Annotated in this window: 17 protein-coding genes; 14 read left to right on the top strand and 3 right to left on the bottom strand. The window is 40.1% G+C overall.

What is annotated here, in order from left to right; translation table 11 throughout:
* The first annotated feature begins 16 nt into the window (after window positions 1-16).
* Both ACUXV0_RS13775 and glpK read left to right on the top strand, forming a co-directional pair.
* Window positions 17-3,475 carry an efflux RND transporter permease subunit gene (locus ACUXV0_RS13775; RefSeq protein ID WP_446190141.1) on the top strand — a complete coding sequence of 1,153 codons (3,459 nt, stop codon included), beginning with the start codon at window positions 17-19 and terminating at the stop codon, window positions 3,473-3,475.
* Window positions 3,476-3,666: 191 nt separating this feature from the next.
* Window positions 3,667-5,163 (top strand): glycerol kinase GlpK, encoded by a 1,497-nt coding sequence (gene glpK, locus ACUXV0_RS13770; protein ID WP_446190140.1) that lies wholly within the window; start codon window positions 3,667-3,669, stop codon window positions 5,161-5,163.
* A 10-nt stretch (window positions 5,164-5,173) separates the two neighbouring features.
* On the opposite strand, the gene ACUXV0_RS13765 is transcribed toward glpK, so the two are convergent.
* Window positions 5,174-5,593: a hypothetical protein gene (locus tag ACUXV0_RS13765; RefSeq protein WP_446190139.1), complete on the bottom strand. Its 420-nt coding sequence runs from the start codon at window positions 5,591-5,593 to the stop codon at window positions 5,174-5,176.
* Between the two features lie 115 nt (window positions 5,594-5,708).
* Here ACUXV0_RS13765 and ACUXV0_RS13760 point away from each other — a divergent pair, with 115 nt between their 5' ends.
* Window positions 5,709-6,002, top strand: a complete 294-nt coding sequence (locus tag ACUXV0_RS13760) for a hypothetical protein (protein WP_446190138.1) — start codon at window positions 5,709-5,711, stop codon at window positions 6,000-6,002.
* On the opposite strand, the gene ACUXV0_RS13755 is transcribed toward ACUXV0_RS13760, so the two are convergent.
* Complete coding sequence (locus tag ACUXV0_RS13755; protein WP_446190137.1) at window positions 5,988-7,046, bottom strand: PA0069 family radical SAM protein; 1,059 nt, start codon at window positions 7,044-7,046, stop codon at window positions 5,988-5,990. The genes ACUXV0_RS13760 and ACUXV0_RS13755 overlap by 15 nt on opposite strands.
* A gap of 83 nt (window positions 7,047-7,129) precedes the next feature.
* On the opposite strand from ACUXV0_RS13755, the gene ACUXV0_RS13750 reads away from it, so the two are divergent.
* The 8 genes from ACUXV0_RS13750 to ACUXV0_RS13715 all read left to right on the top strand — a co-directional run bounded on the left by ACUXV0_RS13750 (window position 7,130) and on the right by ACUXV0_RS13715 (window position 15,447).
* Window positions 7,130-7,951, top strand: coding sequence for an exonuclease domain-containing protein (locus tag ACUXV0_RS13750; protein WP_446190136.1), 822 nt, complete (start codon window positions 7,130-7,132; stop codon window positions 7,949-7,951).
* Between the two features lie 124 nt (window positions 7,952-8,075).
* Complete coding sequence (nuoK, locus tag ACUXV0_RS13745; protein WP_446190135.1) at window positions 8,076-8,417, top strand: NADH-quinone oxidoreductase subunit NuoK; 342 nt, start codon at window positions 8,076-8,078, stop codon at window positions 8,415-8,417.
* Between the two features lie 12 nt (window positions 8,418-8,429).
* A complete protein-coding gene (nuoL, locus tag ACUXV0_RS13740; protein WP_446190134.1) occupies window positions 8,430-10,379 on the top strand; it encodes an NADH-quinone oxidoreductase subunit L in 1,950 nt (649 codons plus the stop codon).
* A gap of 4 nt (window positions 10,380-10,383) precedes the next feature.
* Window positions 10,384-11,841 (top strand): complex I subunit 4 family protein, encoded by a 1,458-nt coding sequence (locus ACUXV0_RS13735; RefSeq protein ID WP_446190133.1) that lies wholly within the window; start codon window positions 10,384-10,386, stop codon window positions 11,839-11,841.
* Window positions 11,842-11,855: 14 nt separating this feature from the next.
* Entirely contained in the window at window positions 11,856-13,244 is a 1,389-nt protein-coding gene (locus ACUXV0_RS13730) for an NADH-quinone oxidoreductase subunit N (protein WP_446190132.1), read from the top strand.
* Between the two features lie 9 nt (window positions 13,245-13,253).
* Window positions 13,254-13,751 (top strand): GtrA family protein, encoded by a 498-nt coding sequence (locus ACUXV0_RS13725; protein ID WP_446190131.1) that lies wholly within the window; start codon window positions 13,254-13,256, stop codon window positions 13,749-13,751.
* A 122-nt stretch (window positions 13,752-13,873) separates the two neighbouring features.
* Complete coding sequence (locus tag ACUXV0_RS13720) at window positions 13,874-14,089, top strand: hypothetical protein (protein WP_446190130.1); 216 nt, start codon at window positions 13,874-13,876, stop codon at window positions 14,087-14,089.
* Between the two features lie 83 nt (window positions 14,090-14,172).
* Complete coding sequence (locus ACUXV0_RS13715; RefSeq protein ID WP_446190129.1) at window positions 14,173-15,447, top strand: M16 family metallopeptidase; 1,275 nt, start codon at window positions 14,173-14,175, stop codon at window positions 15,445-15,447.
* Here the strand turns inward: ACUXV0_RS13715 and ACUXV0_RS13710 are convergent.
* A complete protein-coding gene (locus ACUXV0_RS13710; RefSeq protein WP_446190128.1) occupies window positions 15,444-16,079 on the bottom strand; it encodes an AlbA family DNA-binding domain-containing protein in 636 nt (211 codons plus the stop codon). The genes ACUXV0_RS13715 and ACUXV0_RS13710 overlap by 4 nt on opposite strands.
* A 132-nt stretch (window positions 16,080-16,211) precedes the next feature.
* Between ACUXV0_RS13710 and ACUXV0_RS13705 the strand changes: the two genes are divergently transcribed.
* The 3 genes from ACUXV0_RS13705 to ACUXV0_RS13695 all read left to right on the top strand — a co-directional run bounded on the left by ACUXV0_RS13705 (window position 16,212) and on the right by ACUXV0_RS13695 (window position 20,133).
* Window positions 16,212-17,213, top strand: a complete 1,002-nt coding sequence (locus tag ACUXV0_RS13705; protein ID WP_446190127.1) for an SMP-30/gluconolactonase/LRE family protein — start codon at window positions 16,212-16,214, stop codon at window positions 17,211-17,213.
* Between the two features lie 136 nt (window positions 17,214-17,349).
* The gene (locus tag ACUXV0_RS13700) at window positions 17,350-19,494 is read left to right on the top strand and encodes a SurA N-terminal domain-containing protein (RefSeq protein ID WP_446190126.1); all 2,145 of its coding nucleotides are present in this window, start codon (window positions 17,350-17,352) and stop codon (window positions 19,492-19,494) included.
* A 63-nt stretch (window positions 19,495-19,557) separates the two neighbouring features.
* Window positions 19,558-20,133 (top strand): precorrin-2 dehydrogenase/sirohydrochlorin ferrochelatase family protein, encoded by a 576-nt coding sequence (locus ACUXV0_RS13695; RefSeq protein ID WP_446190125.1) that lies wholly within the window; start codon window positions 19,558-19,560, stop codon window positions 20,131-20,133.
* Window positions 20,134-20,135: the final 2 nt, after the last annotated feature.

Genomic DNA, 20,135 nt, shown 5'->3' with positions numbered 1-20,135 from the left:
TTTTTAGATCATAATTATGACAGAATCAACGAATAAATTCGAGTCAGAACAACCCAAAGGAAAGGGCCCAATCTATAACCTCATCGGTTTTCTGGGCAATAACAAAACCACGGTTTACCTGGTTACTTTCTTATTGACCCTGGCGGGCTACTCTATCTTTAATAATTTGCCTAAAGAGCAATTTCCTGATATTGTTATCCCTCAGGTATATGTAAACACGGTATATGCAGGTACTGCTCCGGCAGATATAGAAAACCTGATCAATAAGCCGCTTGAGAAGCAGATCAAGTCTGAACAAGGTGTAAAGTCTATCAAGTCTAACGCCTTGCAGGATGTCTCGGTAATACTTGTAGAATTTAACACTGATGTAGATGTACAGGTTGCCAAAGACCGTATCAAAAATGCGATCGATAAAGCGAGAAAAGATCTTCCAACAGACCTTACTCAGGACCCTACAGCTATGGAGGTGAACTTCTCGGAGTTCCCGATCATGAACATCAACCTTTCAGGTGACTTCCCTCTTGAAAAAATCAAGAAATACGGAGAGGATATTCAAGATCAGATCGAGGAGCTTCCTGAGATTACAAGAGTTGATATTGTAGGTGCTCTGGAAAGAGAAATCCAAATCAATCTGGACCTTCAGAAAATGCAGTCATACGGACTAGCCTTCTATGATATTCAAACGGCTGTTCAAAATGAAAATATCAATATTTCTGCTGGTGAATTAAATGTAGGTGACGTACGCCGTACCTTAAGAATTAAGGGTGAGTTTAAAGATGTAGAGCAGTTAAGAAATGTAGTAGTAAACTCAGGCACAGGTGCTTCAGCCAGACTATACGAGATTGCAGAAGTAGTAGACTCAAATGCCGAAAGACAGGATTTTGCACGTCTGGATAACAAGCCGGTAATTACACTTAACGTTATTAAAAGAAGTGGTGAAAACCTGATCATAGCATCTGAGGCTATTGAAGATATTTTAGATGAGTTCAAGGAAAAAGCACCAGCTGGTTTGGATGTTACCATTACAGCTGACCAAAGTGACCGTACCAAAGCAGATATCAATGACCTGATCAACACTGTTGTAATGGGCTTCATCTTCGTGGTATTGGTATTGATGTTCTTCATGGGTGTGAGAGATGCCATCTTTGTGGGGCTATCTGTACCACTTTCAGCCCTATTAGCATTTTATCCATTAATGGCGATGGGCTTTACACTAAATACCATTGTACTTTTCGCCTTCTTATTAGGACTGGGAATTGTGGTAGATGATGCCATTGTGGTAATTGAGAACTCACACCGTATTTTCAACCAGCACAAGAACTTAACGATTAAGGAGGCTGTGAAATTGGCAGCCGCCGAGGTGTTTATTCCTGTATTAGCAGGTACACTGACCACTATTGCACCTTTCTTCCCGCTTCTTTTCTGGCCGGGTATGGTAGGTGAATTCATGAAGTATCTTCCATTTACTTTGATCTTTACTCTTTTTGCATCATTGGTGGTGTCATATATCATGAACCCTGTCTTTGCAATGACCTTTATGAAGAGGGAAGATGAAGACAGAGAGAGAGAAAGTGGTTTTGCTCCAATTAGAAAAACGGTAATTGTTCTTGGCATTTTAGCTGCCGTTTTCTACTTACTATTCTTCTTAACAGGAACAGATACCATTTTCGGAGTAGCCAATGTACTTGTGCTATTTACCCTTTTGGTGATCTTCAATCACTTTATCTTAACACCGAAGTTGATTATTCCTTTCCAAGAAAAATTATTGCCTAAGCTTAAGTCTGGCTATTCAAAAACCATCAGATGGGTCTTGGAAGGCTGGAGACCGGTTTGGACTGTTCTTGCTTCGGTTGGACTCCTTATCTTCTCAGTAGTTTTCTTAGGTATCAAACAACCAGATGTAGTGTTCTTCCCATCGGCAGAGCCAGACTATATCTATGTATATAACGTGATGCCTATTGGTACTGATGCCAGAAAAACTGACGAAGTAACGAAGGAAATCGAGAGAAGAGTATTCAAAGTTCTGGAAGATGAAGGAGCTATGGAGGCTGTCAACTCGGTTATCTCTAACGTAGGTAAAAATGCTGGTGATCCTATGAACCCTGATCGCTCTGCTACGCCTCACAAGTCAAAAGTGACGGTTGCCTTTATCGGCAAAGAGCATAGAGGTGGAGTTTCTTCTCAAAAAATTCTGAGTAAAGTAAGAGAGAGTCTTCAGGATATGCCGGGTACTTCAATATCTGTGGAAAGAGAAAGTAACGGACCTCCTACAGGTAAACCAATTACCATAGAAATTACCGGAGAAGACTTTGAGGTTTTAAGAGAAATTGAAACACAAGCCTTCCAAATTATCAATGCGAGTGGGATACCGGGTATAGATGAGCTTAAGTCTGACCTCGTGACTAACAAGCCAGAGATTGTTGTTAATGTAGATCGTGAAAAAGCGTCAAGAGAAGGTATCAGTACGGCCACCATTGCAATGGCTTTACGTACGGCACTTTTTGGCTCTGAAATCTCAAAATTCAGAGACCTTGATGACGAATACCCGATTCAATTAAGACTAGAGCAGAAGGATCGTAGTGATATTGATCAACTACTGAGCATGAACATCACATACCGTGATATGAATATGGGTGGAATCCTACGTTCTGTGCCGCTTTCTACCATAGCAGATATTTCATACTCTACTACTTTCAGTCAGATTAACAGAACAGATGCTAAGCGTACCATTACATTAAGCTCTGATGTTACTCCTGAATTTGAAAGTCAGGCTACAAAGATCAATGATATGATTTTTGCTGAACTCGAAGACTTGGATCTACCTCCGGGATACTCGATCGATAAAGCGGGTGAGCAAAAAGAGCAGGAAGAAGCGATGGCTTTCTTAGGTATGGCCTTCCTTATTGCAATAGCAATCATTTACTTGATTCTGGCGGCTCAGTTTAACAGTATCATCAAGCCATTTATCATCTTCTTTACCATAGTCCTGAGTTTGATAGGGGTGCTTTTAGGTTTCCTTGTCTTCAATAAAACATTCTCAGTGATCATGTCTGGGGTAGGTATTATTGCCCTGGCTGGTATTGTGGTTAAAAACGGTATCCTCTTAATTGAGTTTATCGATGAAATGAGAAAGAGAGGCTACTCTGTGAAAGAGGCCATTATAGAAGGTGGTAGTACCCGTTTAACGCCGGTTCTACTGACCGCATGTTCTACAATTCTTGGTATGATTCCATTGGCATTAGGTTTAGCCTTTGACTTTGGAGCCTTGTTTATAGATCTTGACTGGGTAGTACATATTGGTGGAGACTCGGCAGTATTCTGGAATATTTTAGCATGGACCATCATCTTTGGTCTGGCATTCTCCACAATATTGACCTTGATCATCGTACCATGTCTGTATTACATCTCAGACTGGATTCAGAAAAAAATTAGAGGTGTAGAAGCTATTGAAAGCGAATACCTTCCTGAGGCATAATTCAAAACAAAGTGGTTTAAAACTCAAGTCCCCTGTTAGCAGTCAGCTGGCAGGGGCTTTTTTTTAAAAAATATCGGGAATAACACTATTGTCTTTATCTCCTTCAAAGGGCACCTTTTCCCCTAAGCCTTTTTAAGTCTTCATCATTTCCTACTAACTTGAAGACTCAATCCTAAAATTTGAAATAACCTATGAAATACATTGCTGCCATAGACCAGGGCACTACCAGCACACGCTGTATTATATTCAATAAAAAAGGGGAAATTGTCTCGGTAGGACAAAAAGAGCATGAACAGATTTTCCCAAAGGCCGGCTGGGTAGAACATAATCCAGAGGAGATTCGCCAAAACACACTGGAGGTTGTAGCCAATGCCCGAATAAAGGCAAATTTATCTTCTGGTGATATTGCTGCCTGTGGCATTACAAACCAACGGGAAACCACAATGGTCTGGAATAAAAAAACAGGCAAACCCTACTATAATGCTATTGTCTGGCAAGACACCCGTGTAGGCAAAATCGTAGATCAACTGGAAAAAGAAATTGGCTCAGAATGGTTTAAGAAGAAAACAGGCCTTCCGCTTGCTACCTATTTCAGTGGACTTAAAATTCAATGGATTCTTGAAAATGTAGAGGGTGTTAGAGAAGACGCCAAAAAAGGTGAAGCCATTTTCGGCAATATGGATACCTATACCGTGTGGCACTTAACCGGAGGTAGTGATGGAGGACTTCATCTCACTGATGTTACCAATGCTTCCAGAACGCAGTTAATGAATATTAACTCCATGGAGTGGGATCAAGAGGTGCTTGAAAAACTCAATATTCCTGTAGAAATGCTACCTGAGATTATGCCGAGTAGCAAAGTCTATGGCAAGATCAAGAACGAAGCTATGCGTGGCGTACCTCTCGCAGGTATTTTGGGAGACCAGCAGGCGGCATTGGTTGGCCAGACGTGCTACTCACCTGGCGAAGCCAAAAACACCTACGGAACCGGCTGCTTTATGCTGATGAATACCGGCACCGAAGCCGTAGAGTCCAAATATGGCCTATTGACTACCGTTGCTTATCAATTTGATGGCCAACCTGTTCACTATGCCCTTGAAGGGTCAATTGCGATTGCGGGAGCATTAGTACAATGGCTTAGAGATAATCTGGGTATAATCAAATCAAGCTCTGATGTTCAAAAGCTCGCACAAGGAGTAGAAGACAATGGTGGTGCCTATTTTGTTCCTGCATTTAGCGGTCTTTATGCACCTTACTGGAATAATAATGCACGTGGAGTTATTGCAGGGCTTACCCGTTTTGTCAATAAAGGACATATAGCCAGAGCCGTTTTAGAAGCTACGGCTTACCAAACAAGAGACGTGCTGGAAGCCATGGAAAAAGATAGCGATATAGAAATCAAGTCGCTGCGTGTAGATGGCGGCATGACTGTCAATGAACTATTGATGCAATTCCAGTCAGACATCATGGACGTGGAGGTGATCAGACCGAAGATGATAGAAACCACTGCTCTTGGAGCGGCTTATGCAGCCGGTATGGCTGTAGGCTACTGGGAGAATTTTGATGACTTAAAGACTAATTGGGGCATCGATAAATCATGGGAGTCTAAAATGTCAGAAGAAGATAGAGCCAAAAATTATAAAGGCTGGAAAAAAGCTATAGAAAGAAGTTTGGATTGGGAGGATTAATCTCCCAATCTTAAATTTTCTTTAAGACCAAGCGAGTAAGTATCTCTGAGCCTTCAATAGTTTCTGTAAAATGAAGCTCAAACTGCTCATCTTCTAAGGAGATATTTGTCAAAACCCAATTCTCTTTTTTCAGGAAATCCTGCGTACCTCTCGCAGTAAAAATTCTCATGCCTGCATCTTCAGTATCTAATTCGTATAGCATACTTAAAACAGCCTTTCCATCATCAAATGTCATGAGAACTGCATTGTCTTTTTGAAATTCAATTGCTGTAATCTTCTCACCAACCTCAAAATCTACGAGACCATGTATGGCTTCGCCGTTTTGAATAACTAAAACATCATTTACATAACCTTCCGTTATTTGAAAAGCTCCGGAGAACAGTAAATCTTTGAAGTTCTCTGCTCCAACTTCACGTAGTGATCTTGCCATTTGAATTGTAGTAGTTTCACAAGCAAAAACGAATAGGAGTAGAATGAAAAAGAATTTTCTCATATTTAATGTGTAGGATGACTAAAGTCAAATATAATCGATTACATTCAAGGAAATGAAAATTATACAAGCTGAAACGCCTTTCCTCCAATTAAAAGCAGACAACCAAGACATCTTTCATATTGATGTAAATGCTTTTCTTGGGTCTATCGTCAAGGATAAGTCTAGTCCTTACTGGGATATTTTAGACGAGGAAAACTTCACACATGCCTATATTCATCAGGGAAATATCATCTGGCCAGAAGTATTAAACGCCATGGCTTGCTCAGGAGAAACTAATCCCCATAATGCTGTATTCACCATTGATGAGATCTTGAAACATCATACCGAAAACTCAGAACAAGTTTAATTGTCCAGGTTTTTGAAAAGCTGCTTTATTGAGCTCCTTAACCTCCACCTCTCCGAAATACCTGGCTTTTGAGAGATGAAACAGTTGACGGATATGTTCCGCATATCTGCCCTCCCCTCTCATTCTACGTCCAAATACACTATCATTAAGGCTACCACCATGCATTTCTTTGATCTGTTTAAGGACCTTATAGGCCTTATTAGGGTAAGCAGATTTTATCCAATCCTCAAATAAAGGCCCTATGCTCCCATTTAATCTGACTGTGGTATAAGCTATCCAGTCTGCCCCATGCTTTGCTGACTCCTTCGCTATTTGTGGTATTTCATGGTCATTTAAACCTGGAATAATAGGGGCTATATTTACCCCAACGGGCACTTCTGCTTCTTTGAGCTTTGCTAGAATTTGTAAACGCCTTACTGCCGAAACCGTTCTGGGCTCCAGGTTTCTTCTCAATTCTTCATTAAGCGTAGTGATAGAGATTATAACTTTGATCAGGTTGTCTTTTGCCAATTCAGCCAGAAGATCAAGGTCTCTTAATATCAAAGCGTTTTTGGTAATGATAGCAGCCGGGTTTTTATACTTAAGACATACCTCCAGCATTTTTCTTGTTAGTAAGAACTTCTTTTCAGCTGGTTGATAGCAGTCCGTATTCCCAGAAAATAGAACGGTCTCCGGCTTCCAGCTTTTCCTGAGGAAAGCCTTTTCCAATAATTCAGGAGCATTCTCTTTAACTATAATTTTCTGTTCAAACTCCAACCCCGCAGAATAGCCAAAATACTCATGGGTATTACGGGCGTAACAGTAAACACAGCCATGTTCGCAGCCCTGATATGGGTTTACTGAGAAAGCCATGGGCAGATCAGGACTTTTGACTTTATTGACAATATTTTTCGGGTGTTCTCTAAGAAATGTAGTCTTTGAGGTCCTGAAATTTTGTTCTTCCCCGAAGGCGAATTCATCATCAAACTCAACAGTCAAGGCATTGAATTTATTGACAGTATTGAGCTGAGCTCCCCTCCCTTTTATCTTCGTATTTTCACTCATTCAGATTTTAAAACTAAAACATCACAAGGGCTGTCTGCTTAAAAAAACTACCTTTGCTACATCTTTTGGCATAAACAGAATTCATGAATCATTCTCTGAAATTAAAGAAGCCTTTGGCTGTATTTGACCTTGAAACTACCGGCACCAATATTTCTCGTGACCGTATTGTAGAAATCTCTATTGCTAAGGCAATGCCTGATGGTACAGTAGAGATCAAAACAAAGAGAATAAACCCTGAAATGCCGATTCCGATAGAGTCAAGTTTGATTCATGGAATTTATGATGAAGACGTAAAAGACGAACCTACCTTCAGACAAATGGCGAGGTCAATGGCCCAGTTTCTTCAAGGATGCGATCTGGCCGGTTATAACAGTAACCGTTTTGATATTCCAATGTTAGTTGAGGAGTTTCTAAGGGTAGATTCTCAACTTTTTGACTTAAAAAACAGAAAATTTGTGGACGTTCAGCGAATCTTCCATCAGATGGAGCCAAGAACACTAAGTGCTGCCTACAAGTTTTATTGTGACAAGAAACTAACCAATGCTCACAGTGCGGAGGCAGACACTGTAGCCACACTTGAAGTACTCGATGCCCAGATCAAACGTTACGAGGGCGTGACTATTGAAAATAGAAAAGGTGAAGAAATAGAGCCGATCAAAAATGACATGGAAGCTCTTCATGAGTTTACCTCCGCAAAAATCGTTGATTTTGCTGCCAGAATGGCGTATAACGATAAAGACGAGGTAGTATTCAATTTTGGGAAGCATAAAGGAAAACTGGTCAAAACAGTGCTTGAAAGAGAGCCTGCTTATTATGACTGGATCATGAATAATGATTTCCCTAGAGACACCAAGCAAAAACTGACTCAGATAAAACTGAGTATGTCAAATACCCTATTTGGATAATCTCGCAGCCATTTTCATGGTAAAGTACAAAGTCTTCTTCTTAAATGGCTTCATTAGTTTTCGGGAAGAAAGATTTAATGGCTAATTTTGCGGCAAATTTTCTATACCTCCTATACACATATCTATGGAGAACCAAATAACAGGAATACCGGAGGTCATATCTCAGGTACCGCTTACGAATTACGTCCTTTTGGCCAGTATCCTATTTATCATAGGAATGGTGGGTGTATTTATTCGTAGAAATGCCATTATCATGTTGATGTCTATTGAGTTGATGCTCAATGCCGTAAACTTACTTTTAGTGGCCTTTTCCTCTTACAGATCAGACCCGAACGGACAGATTTTCGTGTTTTTCATCATGGCCGTAGCCGCAGCAGAAGTTGCAGTAGGTTTGGCTATTATAGTGATGATCTACCGAAACATCAGGTCTATCGATATTAGCTTACTTGACAAACTAAGAGGATAAAAGAAACAGAACATGTCATTAATAGCACTTATTCCGCTTTTCCCGCTTATTGGTTTTCTGATCAATGGGCTAGGTTATAAGAAAATTCCAAAATCTTTAGTAGCACCTGTAGGTATAGGAGCAGCCCTTTTGTCTTTCCTGACTACTGTTTTGGTTTACCTTGAATTTAAACAATCAGGAGAAACGATCATCCAACCTTTATTCGATTGGATCACTGTCGGTGGACTAAATATCTCCTTCTCTTTCCAGATAGATCAGCTGAGCATCATCATGCTCTTCATTATCACTGGTGTGGGAACACTGATTCACTTGTATTCCATGGGTTACATGAGCCATGACGAAGGTTATGGTAAGTTTTTCGCCTATCTGAATCTCTTTTTGTTCTCAATGCTCCTTCTGGTAATGGGAGCCAACTACCTCATCATGTTCATCGGGTGGGAAGGTGTAGGACTTTGTTCATACCTGCTCATCGGTTTCTGGAATAAAAGGTCCGATTTTGGTGATGCAGCCAGAAAGGCTTTTATCATGAACAGAGTAGGTGACCTTGGCTTTCTGATTGGTATTTTCCTGATCATTCGTCAGTTTGGCACCCTGGAGTATCTATCCGTTTTTGAGCAAGCTCAGGGATTAGAAGTTGGCAATATCTCAATTATGTTCATTACCTTTTGCTTGTTTATTGGGGCAATGGGTAAGTCTGCACAAATACCGTTATTTACCTGGCTACCTGATGCCATGGCGGGGCCAACCCCCGTATCTGCCTTAATTCACGCAGCCACAATGGTGACCTCGGGTATTTATATGGTGGTGCGTAGCAATGTACTTTATACGCTCTCACCAGATACTTTAGAATTTGTAGCTTGGATAGGCACATTGACAGCACTATTAGCTGCTTCTATTGCCCTCTTCCAAAATGATATCAAAAAGGTATTGGCCTACTCCACGGTGAGTCAGCTAGGCTATATGTTTATAGGTCTGGGCGTCATGGCTTATACTTCAGGTTTTTTCCATGTGATTACTCATGCCTTTTTTAAAGCACTGTTGTTCCTTGGTGCCGGTTCAGTAATTCATGCCATGAGCGATGAACAGGACATCAGCAAAATGGGTGGCCTTTGGTCAAAAATCAAAATCACTAGTGCGACTTTCTTAATAGGAACAATCGCGATATCGGGTCTACCTCCATTTGCCGGTTTCTTCTCGAAAGATGAAATTTTAGCACACGTTTTTGAGCATAACAAAGTAATGTGGGCTTTGGCTATGATTGGCTCATTCATGACAGCATTCTATATGTTCAGGCTATTCTTTTTGACCTTCACTGGTAAATTCAGAGGTACCAAAGAACAAGAAGACCATATTCATGAATCGCCATCAAGCATGACCATTCCATTAATGGTTTTGGCTGTCCTTTCCATTATTGGTGGATTTATTGGTTTCCCGGAGATTTTCCATTTACCGCATGCCTTGGCCGACTTCCTTGAACCAATCTATGAAGGATCGAGAAGCGTTTATCCGGAATTTGGACAGATTCATATTTCACATAGTACAGAATGGATGCTTATGGGCTTCTCAGTCTTACTTGCAGTAATTGCTCTTTTTGTGGCTTACACTATTTATGTTAAAAAAGAGACATTACCTGCTCAACCAACCGAGCTAAGTGGCGTTAAAAAAGTACTGGCAGACAAGTATTATCTGGATGAAGCTTACGCCAACGCATTTGTAAAACCAATAGAGAAAGCATCAGGTTTTTTCTATCGAGTGATTGACAGAATGGCCATTGATGGGATCGTAGAAAGTTCTGGTGGCTTAACCAGAACAATTAACAGCTATTTGAACAAACTACAGACAGGCTCTACTCGTCTTTATATATTGATCATGGGTATTGCTATTGCAGCAGTTTTGCTATTGAATATGGGAGCAGATCTCACAGAAAATATTACATCAATCTTCAAAGCTCAAACCAAATAATTAGATGTATATCCTTTTACTACTTCTTATTCCGTTAGTGGGGGCTTTGGCCAGCCAGTTGATCGGCAAGTCCAGCCAATCTACTGCAAGAACTATTGCACTGGCAAGCTCTCTTATTAGTTTGGCAGTATTCCTTTTTGGTGCAAACCAATTTTTATCTGGAAACCCGGAAGTCTTTGCACTTAACAAGCCTTGGCTTCCAGAAATGAATGTGTCTTTCAATTTCAAAGTTGACGGAATAGGCCTGCTTTTGATCGGACTGGCTCAAGTCTTGGTTCCTTTGATCATTTTGAGCACGAGTAAAATCAGCTATGACAAACCGGGCTTACTTTATGCACTGATCCTTCTAACCCAGGTAGCCTTGGTAGGCGTTTTCTCGGCCAATGATATTTTCTTGTTTTACTTCTTCTTTGAGATTGCTTTAGTGCCTGTCTATTTTATAGCATTGACCTGGGGCAATGAACAAACCAGCAAGGCATCTTTTAAGATGTTTGTGTATACCATATTTGGTTCATTAATCATGTTGGTGGCCATGGTATATTTGTATTCCAAAGGTCAAACAGCCGATCTGGAAGCTCTAAAGTCTACGGCATCATACATGACACCGGCGGCTCAGAGAAATCTCTTTTGGGCATTTATGTTGGCTTTTGCTATCAAGATGCCTCTATTCCCGATGCATACTTGGCAACCCGACGCTTACACAACATCTCCTACCCCGGCTACGATGTTATTATCCGGACTCCTTTCAAAAATGGGGGTATTTGGTTTACTAATACTAGCCTTACCAATGGCTCCTTTGGCGAGCCAAAACTTTGCTCACATCGTGATCATTTTTGCAGTAATAGGTCTTATATATGGTTCTATCATCGCAATCAAGCAAAACAGCCTCAAAAAACTTATTGCCTACTCTTCATTTGCCCATATGGGTCTAATGGCCGCTGGTGTATTTAGTGGCACTTTAGAAGGAATGCAAGGGGCAGTATTTCAAATGCTGGCTCACGGTGTAAATGCAGTGGGTCTGTTTTTCGTAGCTAAAATCATTTTTGAAAAGACGGGTTCAAGAGACCTTTCTGCCTTAGGTGGCATAAACAGAAAAGCTCCGGCTTTGAGTATTCTCTTCATGATAATCCTTCTGGGAAGTGTTGCTCTACCTCTTACCAATGGTTTTGTAGGTGAGTTTTTAATGTTAAAAGGAGTATTTGAGAAAACGGCCCTTTGGGGAATAATAGCAGGTATAAGTATTATTCTCGGTGCGGTTTATATGCTTCGTTTTTTCCAGAAATCGATGTTTGGCGAATTCAGTGAAGCCACTACTGAAATGGAGGATATCAGCGGATCGGAAAAATGGACTTTGCTCATCATTTCGGCTTTGGTACTGATAATGGGTATTTTCCCAAATGCTATTTTGAAAATCTCTGAACCTGCTTCAGAAGCACTATTAAACTACTTGGCTACAATCTAAAGAACAGCAAAGCTATGTACCCAATTATATCATTATCTATCACCGGTTTATTAACGCTGTTCTTAGGTTTTGCAGAGAACAAAAAACTGGTTTTTCCGGCAAGTATACTTTTCTTGTTCATTGCCTTAGCCACAGCTTTCATAGACTGGAATGCACCGGGACTGTACTTCAGTGCCATGATTAGAGTAACCAATACAGATATCATCTTTTGGTCTATACTCATTATCACAGCTATTCTGATTTTATCTCTTTCAGAGGGGTTTGAGAATTTTGAATTTTCGCAGCCGGCAGAATATTTGGCCATTGCCCAGTTCTCAATTGTCGGAGCTATCATGATGGTTTCCTTCAATAACCTTATCATGCTTTTTCTGGGTATTGAAATTCTTTCTGTAGCCATGTACGTTTTAACCGGCTCAGACAAGAGAAATATCAGAGGTAATGAAGCAGCTATCAAATACTTCTTAATGGGAGCATTTGCTACAGGTATTTTACTGTTCGGCATGGCTATGTATTACGGTGCCACAGGTTCATTTAATATTACAAACGGGCCTGCTCAGTTGCTGGAAGGAGAAGCCGGAAAGTACTTTATGTATATCGGATGTACCTTCATGCTGATCGGGATGTTGTTTAAAGTGGCGGCTGCTCCTTTCCATCTCTGGACACCCGATGTTTACGAAGGTGCTCCAAGTATATTCACAGCATTTATGGCTACTATAGTAAAAACAGCTGGTTTTGTAGCCTTGTTTAAAGTAATCAGCACCGTTTTCTCTGGTCTATATGACTTCTGGTGGATCATGCTCTCGGTTATGGTTATCCTGTCTCTGGTAATAGGAAATATTGGAGCGGTTTCGCAAAATAGCTTCAAGAGGTTGATGGCATATTCCAGTATATCGCATGCCGGTTTTATGTTGTTGGCATTACTGGGCAACCCTCAAAACTCATTAAACTCCATCTTATTTTACTCTGTAGTTTACACCTTAGCTACTGTTTCCGCATTTGGTGTATTGATGGTAGTATCAAAGGAAAGAATTGAGAATGGAAGAGTATATGAGCAAGTAGACTTGTTCAAAGGCCTCTCAAAAAACAATGGCTTCCTTGCTTTAGTCTTAGTTATTTCAATGCTTTCATTGGCTGGTATACCGTTGACCGGAGGTTTCTGGGGTAAGTTCTTTGTTTTCAGAGATGCTGCCTCATCAGAATTTTTCTGGATGATTATTATTGCAGTACTAATGTCTGCCATAGCCATCTATTATTATTTCAAACCCGTACTTCATAGTATGGCAAAGAGCACTACGTTAGAAGCAATTGAAGTAAATCCAATTGCTAAGCTTATCTTTGCCGTCACCACGATAGGGACCATCCTTCTGGGAATATTCCCGGGGCTGCTTCGTTCTCTATTATAAAGACAGTTATTGAAAAAATTATTCAGCCATATCACTAAGAAAGAAATTCAGGGTTTCCTGAAGTTCTTCATGACCGGTCTTTTCGGTGCTTTGGTAAATTTCTTATCTCAGATACCACTGAAAACCCTCTTCCTTAATTTCGGGATGAACAGTGATGCGGCATTTGCCTGGTCGGTATTCTGGGCTTATATGTTTTCTACTGCTGTTAGTTTTATTCCGGCCAAAATATGGGCTTTCTCCGCCAAATCAACAGGTAATACACGCAGAGAATGGCTGAAGTTCTTCATTATAGCTACTCTTGCATTGGGTGTTCAGGAAATCGTTTCGATTCTGGTTAGAAATCAAGTGGCAAACGTATATTTCACAGAGTACTCAGAGTTCATCAGAGATAAAGGTTCTCACCTGGCAGGTATGGCTTGTAGCTTTGTAGCCAACTTTTTAGGCCACCGCTTCTTCACCTTCAGAAGCACAGGAATTTACGATAAAATCAGACCTCAACAGAGTTAATAGCCATATTGGTAGATAACATTGTAATATTTGTAGATTTTAAGAAAATCTTAAACTTTCTTTTTGCTCAATTCAGATATTTAAGAAAATTTTAAGCTTTCAAACCTTTAATCATCGAAAAAATGAAAAAATTAATCGCTGTAATGCTTCTTGCCGGAATGGCTTCTTTCACTGCTTGTTCATCTGCTACTGAAGCTGCTGAAGAGGCTGCTGAGGTTGTAGAAGATGCTGCTGACGCAACAATGGATGCTGCTGAAGCTGTAGCTGACTCTGCTTCTGCTACTATGGAAGATGCTGCTGAAGCTGTTGAAGAAACAGTTGAAGAAGTAACTGAGTAATCAGTACAATAAACTTATTAAAAAGCCTTCTCTGAGAAATCAGGGAAGGCTTTTTGTTTAATATATTTGTCAAAAATATACCTATGCTAGACAGAACACAGGCTCCTGCATTTAAGCCCATCAAATCTATTCAACTACCCGAGCTAAAATCTTACACCCTGCCGAATGGCGTACCACTTTACCTCACAGATTTTGCAGAGCAAGATGTTCTAAAGCTAGAAATCTATTTTGAAGCTGGTCACCTCTATGCCGAAAAACCAGGTTTAAAAGCTTTATTCTCAAAACTCTTACTGGCAGGCACCAAAACTAAAACATCTAATGAAATCGTTGAGGGGTTTAGTCAATACGGAGGATTTCCGGAAATAACACAGCAGGTAAGTAAATTCAATTTTACCACCTACGGTCTCCCTAAGTACCTTAAAGAGTATATTAACCTAATTGTAGAAATTCTGACCACAGCAGAATTTCCGGAAAAAGAACTCATCACTCAAAAGCAGATCGCTTCCCAAACTTTATCATTGAATCTGGAAAAGCCAGCCTACCTGGCTCGAAAGAAAATGGTTAATGCTCTTTTCGGCACTGAAAATCCTTACGGAAGCAGTTTTGAGCAAGAAGATATTGATGATATTACTATTCAAGACCTAAAGGAATTCTTCGATCAAAGAATCAAATCAAAGAAGTTCAAAGTCTTCTTATCTGGTAAAATAGGCCAGAAAGAGATGAAAATTATCAATGATACCTTAGGTCAATTACCTGCCGAGCCTGTTAGCGAGAAGCCGATTATCTTTCACAAACCAGAGATCAATAAATTTCTGATTGAAAAGAAAGACAATATGCAATCTACGATCAGATTGGCAAGGTTTACCCTTGGCAGAAATGATCCTGACTTTTTTAAAATGATGGTTTGTAATACCACATTTGGGGGCTTTTTTGGCAGTAGGCTAATGAAGAATATCAGAGAAGATAAGGGTTACACCTATGGTATAAATTCTTCCATTAGTCCGATAAGAGAAACTGCTTATCTGGCAATTGGCACAGACGTTATTAAAGCCAATACAATCGACACGCTGAATGAGATTGAAAAAGAAATGAAAACACTTCGGGATCAACTAATGACTGAAGAAGAACTGGAACTAGTAAAAAATTACATTTCTGGAAGCTTTGCAGGCTCAGTGACCACGGCATTTGAAGTCATGAGCAGATACAAGAATATAGTGCTGAATGACTTGGACTCATCGTACTATAATACTCTGATTGATAGAATTTCTGAAGTGAATACTTTTGATGTTCAAAGAATGGCCCAGCGATTCCTGAATCCTACTGAGATGCTGGAGGTAATAGTAGGCGAAAGAATTTAAAGAGCATAATACAAGTCTCCCCCCTCTTTGGGCTGAAAGCCCAAAACCTGCGTTAAAACCAAAAGAACCAATGTTCTGGATGCACTCTTTCTGGGTATATCAACAAGTTTACTGAAGTCTTCAACAGTTATAGTTTCATGAATAGCCAAATGTTTCATTAAAGCGGTCTCTTTATCGCCGTAGCCAAACCGTAAACTTTTAGCCTTGGTTTTTCCCTTCAATATTTCGCGGACCTCCTTGCTCGCCTGAATAGATCTATCATCAACACGAACGTATATCTTTCTCTGCTCATCTCCATCGATCACCCCGTAAGGCCTATCCTCTCCTTGAGGTATATCAAAAACTAAGATACTATTTCCATCATCAAGGTAAACTCTCTCAACATCATAGCTGATTGGCGGATCAATACTTTTCTCTATCTCCTTTACCAAGACGTATTCATCTTCGTCGGCATATTTCAGTCCACGTAGTTCTTTATTATCAGCCACACCCACGAGCAATTTTCCTCCATCACTATTGGCAAAAGCCACCATCTCTCTAATAATCTTATGAGGATGATTTGACTTCAATTTAAACTCAAGCTTTTGCCCCTCTCCTTCAGCTACCAATCTACCTAGCTCTCTTGCATTCATGTACTCAATAATCTTCAAATTAAAAGTAGAGAACTAAAGTCATAAACCAAATGGCCATTCTCAGCTCACAGATTTTTCTAACTTTACTTTCCAAGTCTCTAAAAGACTTATCCTATTGAAATAGACAAACAGATGAATAAAATAATTCTCTTTACCCTTATGTTAACAAGCAGCTTGGGCTCTTTTGCTCAGAAAACTATTGGCAAGATACACATCCTAGATCCTGAACTTGAAAACCTGTTGGATCCTCAAGCTAAAATTGAGGTTTTGGCAGAAGGCTTTGACTGGTCTGAAGGACCCGTTTGGAACAAAAATGGGGCTTACCTTTTATTCTCCGATGTGCCGCAAAATACCATCTACAAATGGAAGGAGAACGAAGGACTAACCGTCTTTCTGAAACCTTCTGGTTATACCGGTGTGGGAGAATATAGTTTAGAGCCGGGAAGCAACGGCCTTATATTTAACACAGATGGTGAACTTGTAGCCTGTGAACACGGCGATAGAAGATTGACCAAAATGTCTTTGGATGCCACTGCTGGCAAAACCCCACTGGCCGACAATTGGAAAGGCAAAAAACTCAATAGCCCAAATGATGTAGTACAGACCTCAAACGGGGTCTATTATTTTACAGATCCTCCATATGGATTACCTGACAGAGAAAATTCAAAACTCAGAGAAATTGATCATTTTGGTGTTTATATGATAAAGCCTGGTCAGGCAGCAGAATTGGTAATTGAAGACCTGAGCAGACCAAATGGCGTAGCCCTTTCGCCTGATGAAAAAACACTTTACGTGGCTCAATCTGACCCTAAGAACGCAAAGATCTTTTCTTATACCATCACAGATAATGGAACACTGAATAACAAAAAAGTGGTCTATGATGCCACGGCAATGGTCAAAGAAGGCATGGTCGGTTTACCAGATGGGCTTAAAACTGACAAGAACGGTAATATTTTCACCACTGGCCCAGGTGGTATTCTAGTTTTAAATCCTGAGGGCAAATTACTTGGGAGAATTGAAACCGGACAAGCTACTTCTAATCTTAACTGGGGCGATGACGGCTCTTCTTTATACATTACGGCAGACATGTTTCTATGTCGATTGAAAACCAAAACCATAGGTAAAGGTTTTTAGTAAAACTGAATTAGACATTCATCCAAATACTCAATTAGATTTCTTTGATAATCAATAGGAATCTGCCTATTTTTGCGGCTCGTTTTTTGGGCAAAGTATGACCTAAAAGACTGATATTCATTTATACACATTAAAAATGGCTTTAATAAACAAGATTAGAGAGAAATCAGGGATAGCGGTAGCAGTAATTGCTGTAGCCTTAATGCTATTTGTAGTAGGTGGCGATTTTCTGAGCGGAGGCGGTGCTTCAGGTGGTGGACTTTTCGGCGGAGATGCCAATAAAGTTGGTACCATTAACGGAGTAGACGTCGATTATCAACAGTTTGTAAAACTTGTAGATGCTCAGCGTCAGCAGTTAGAACTCTCTACAGGTAGATCTGCCACAGATGCCGACTTAAGAAACATCAGAGAGCAAGTTTGGGAGCAACTAATTCAGGAAAACGCATTCAAACCTGAATATGAAGAGTTGGGAATAGATGTTACTTCTGAAGAACTACGTGAAATGGTTCAAGGAACTAAAAACCTTCACCCTTACATTCGTCAGCAGTTCACTGATCCTTCTACTGGTCAGTTTAATGAAGCTCAGCACAGAGAGTTTATCAATGCAGCAGCAAACAAAGCTTTGCCTGCAGAACAACAATACATCTGGGACAACTTCAAATCAAGCTTGATCCAGATTCGTAAAAGCGAAAAGTATCAAAACCTAATTGCTTCTTCTGAATACATTACTTCTGCTGAAGCAAAAAAAGAATACCACGGAACACAGGACAAGGTAAGTGCTGAGTACTTGTATGTTCCTTTCTATAGTGTGAATGATACACTAGCTACTGTCACTGACAGCGATATTGAAAACTACTACAGCAAACACGAAGACGAGTTTACTCCTTTCGATAGCCGTTCATTTGATTATGTAGTTTATCAGGTAGTTCCTTCTAGCGAAGACTCTATAGCACTAAGAGAAGAAATCAATGTTTTAGCAAGAGGTCTTGCAAGAGCAGAGAATGCTGAAGCTTATGCTTCTGCCAATTCTGATGTTAGAAATCCGTATCTATGGAACTCTGGTCAGCTTTCTGACGAAGTGAAAACTTTACTAGGAAACACCTTAGTTGGTGGTTCATTCGGTCCTGTAAAAGAAGGCCAGAACTACACCATCTATAAATATGAAGGTACAGAACAAGATACTCTTTACACTTTAAGAGCATCACACATCTTAATTCGTCCAGAAACACAGGATGACGCTGGTAAAGCAGCTGCTAAGCAAAAAGCTCAGGATCTTTTGAACGAGATTAAGAATGGTGCAGACTTTGCCACTATGGCCAGAATTAACGGAACTGACGGTACTGCTCAGGTTGGCGGTGACCTTGGTTACTTCAGCAATAACGGTCAAATGGTTAAAGCATTTGAAGATGCTTTATTCTCTTACAGAGGTGAAGGGCTTCTTCCAAGATTGATAGAAACTGACTTTGGTTATCATATTGCTAAAGTGACTGAAGCCAAAAGCAATACGAAATATAAGTTAGCCGCGGTAACTAAAATTCTAGAGCCATCAGAAGCAACACTTAACATTTTTTATCAGGAAGCTGAAGATTTAAGAGCATCAATAAACTCTGCCGATGACTTAAAGGCAAAAGCTGAAGAGAATGCTGATTTGACACTTCTTTCTGCTCAAAGAGTAAACCCTGCAGCCAGCAACTTTAACACTATTCAAGATGGTAGAGAAGTGGTACTTTGGGCTTTCGGTGAAGACGTAGAAACCGGTGATGTTGCAGACAGAGTATTTGTTATTAATGACTCTTATATCGTTGCTGCTCTTACTGGTGCTTCAGATGCAGAAAACCCTAAAGCTTCTGATTTTAAGGCTTTGATTGAGAACAAAGTGAAAAGTGAGAAGAAAGGTGATATCATCATGAAAGACCTTGCAAATATTAATTCTGGGGACTTTGAATCAATTGCCAAATCATACGGTGCAGGTGCCTTGGTAGAAAGTGTAGAAGAAATCACTTTCCAAACCGGGATGTTGAACAGTGCCGGTATTGATGGTATAGCTATCGGTAAGGCTTTCGGACTAAAATTAAATGAAACAAGCAAGCCTTTCAAAGGTCAAAATGGTGTTTTCATTTTGAAGAAAACAGCTGAGACTGTGGCTCCTGAAGTAGCTGATTACACTCAATACAAAGAGAGCATCAAACAGAGAAGAGGTATCTACAGCTCAGCTCAGTTGGCTGATCAGGCCGTTAGAGAAGCTGCTGAAATTACAGACAGAAGATCAAAAATGTTCTAAGAACATTTCTCAATAAATGAAAGGGATGCCCAATGGTGTCCCTTTTTTTATGACCTTTAAGGCATGAATACGCTTTTCCCCATTTTCCTGAAATTAGAACAAATGAACATGCTCATTGTAGGTGGTGGCTATGTTGGTATTGAAAAACTGGAGGCAGTCCTTAAAAACTCTCCTGAAACAGCCATAACGATAGTGGCTCCCGAAATATCAAAAGAAATTCAGGAACTGGCCCAAACCCATAATATCACTTTGGTCTTTGAGCCTTATCAAAAGTCTCATTTAACAGGCAAAAACCTTGTGATCGTGGGTACAGGAATTATGGAAGTCAGTGAGGCGGTTCAGAAAGATTGTCGCGACGAAAACATTCTGATTAATGTAGCTGATAAACCGGCATTATGTGACTTTTATCTAAGTTCTACAGTGGGAAAGGGAGACTTAAAAGTTGCCATTTCTACCAATGGAAAATCTCCAACCTTTGCGAAGCGATTTAGAGAAATATTAGAAGAAATATTACCAGATTCTCTTCAGGAAACTCTTGACAATCTTCAAAGCATCAGGAATAAACTAAAGGGGGATTTTGAGTACAAAGTGGAGAAGCTGAATGAGATCACCAATGTGATGAAAAAAGAGAAATCCTAGTC

Source organism: Jiulongibacter sp. NS-SX5, from assembly GCF_052828545.1.
This window is presented reverse-complemented; position numbering and strand designations above follow the sequence as displayed.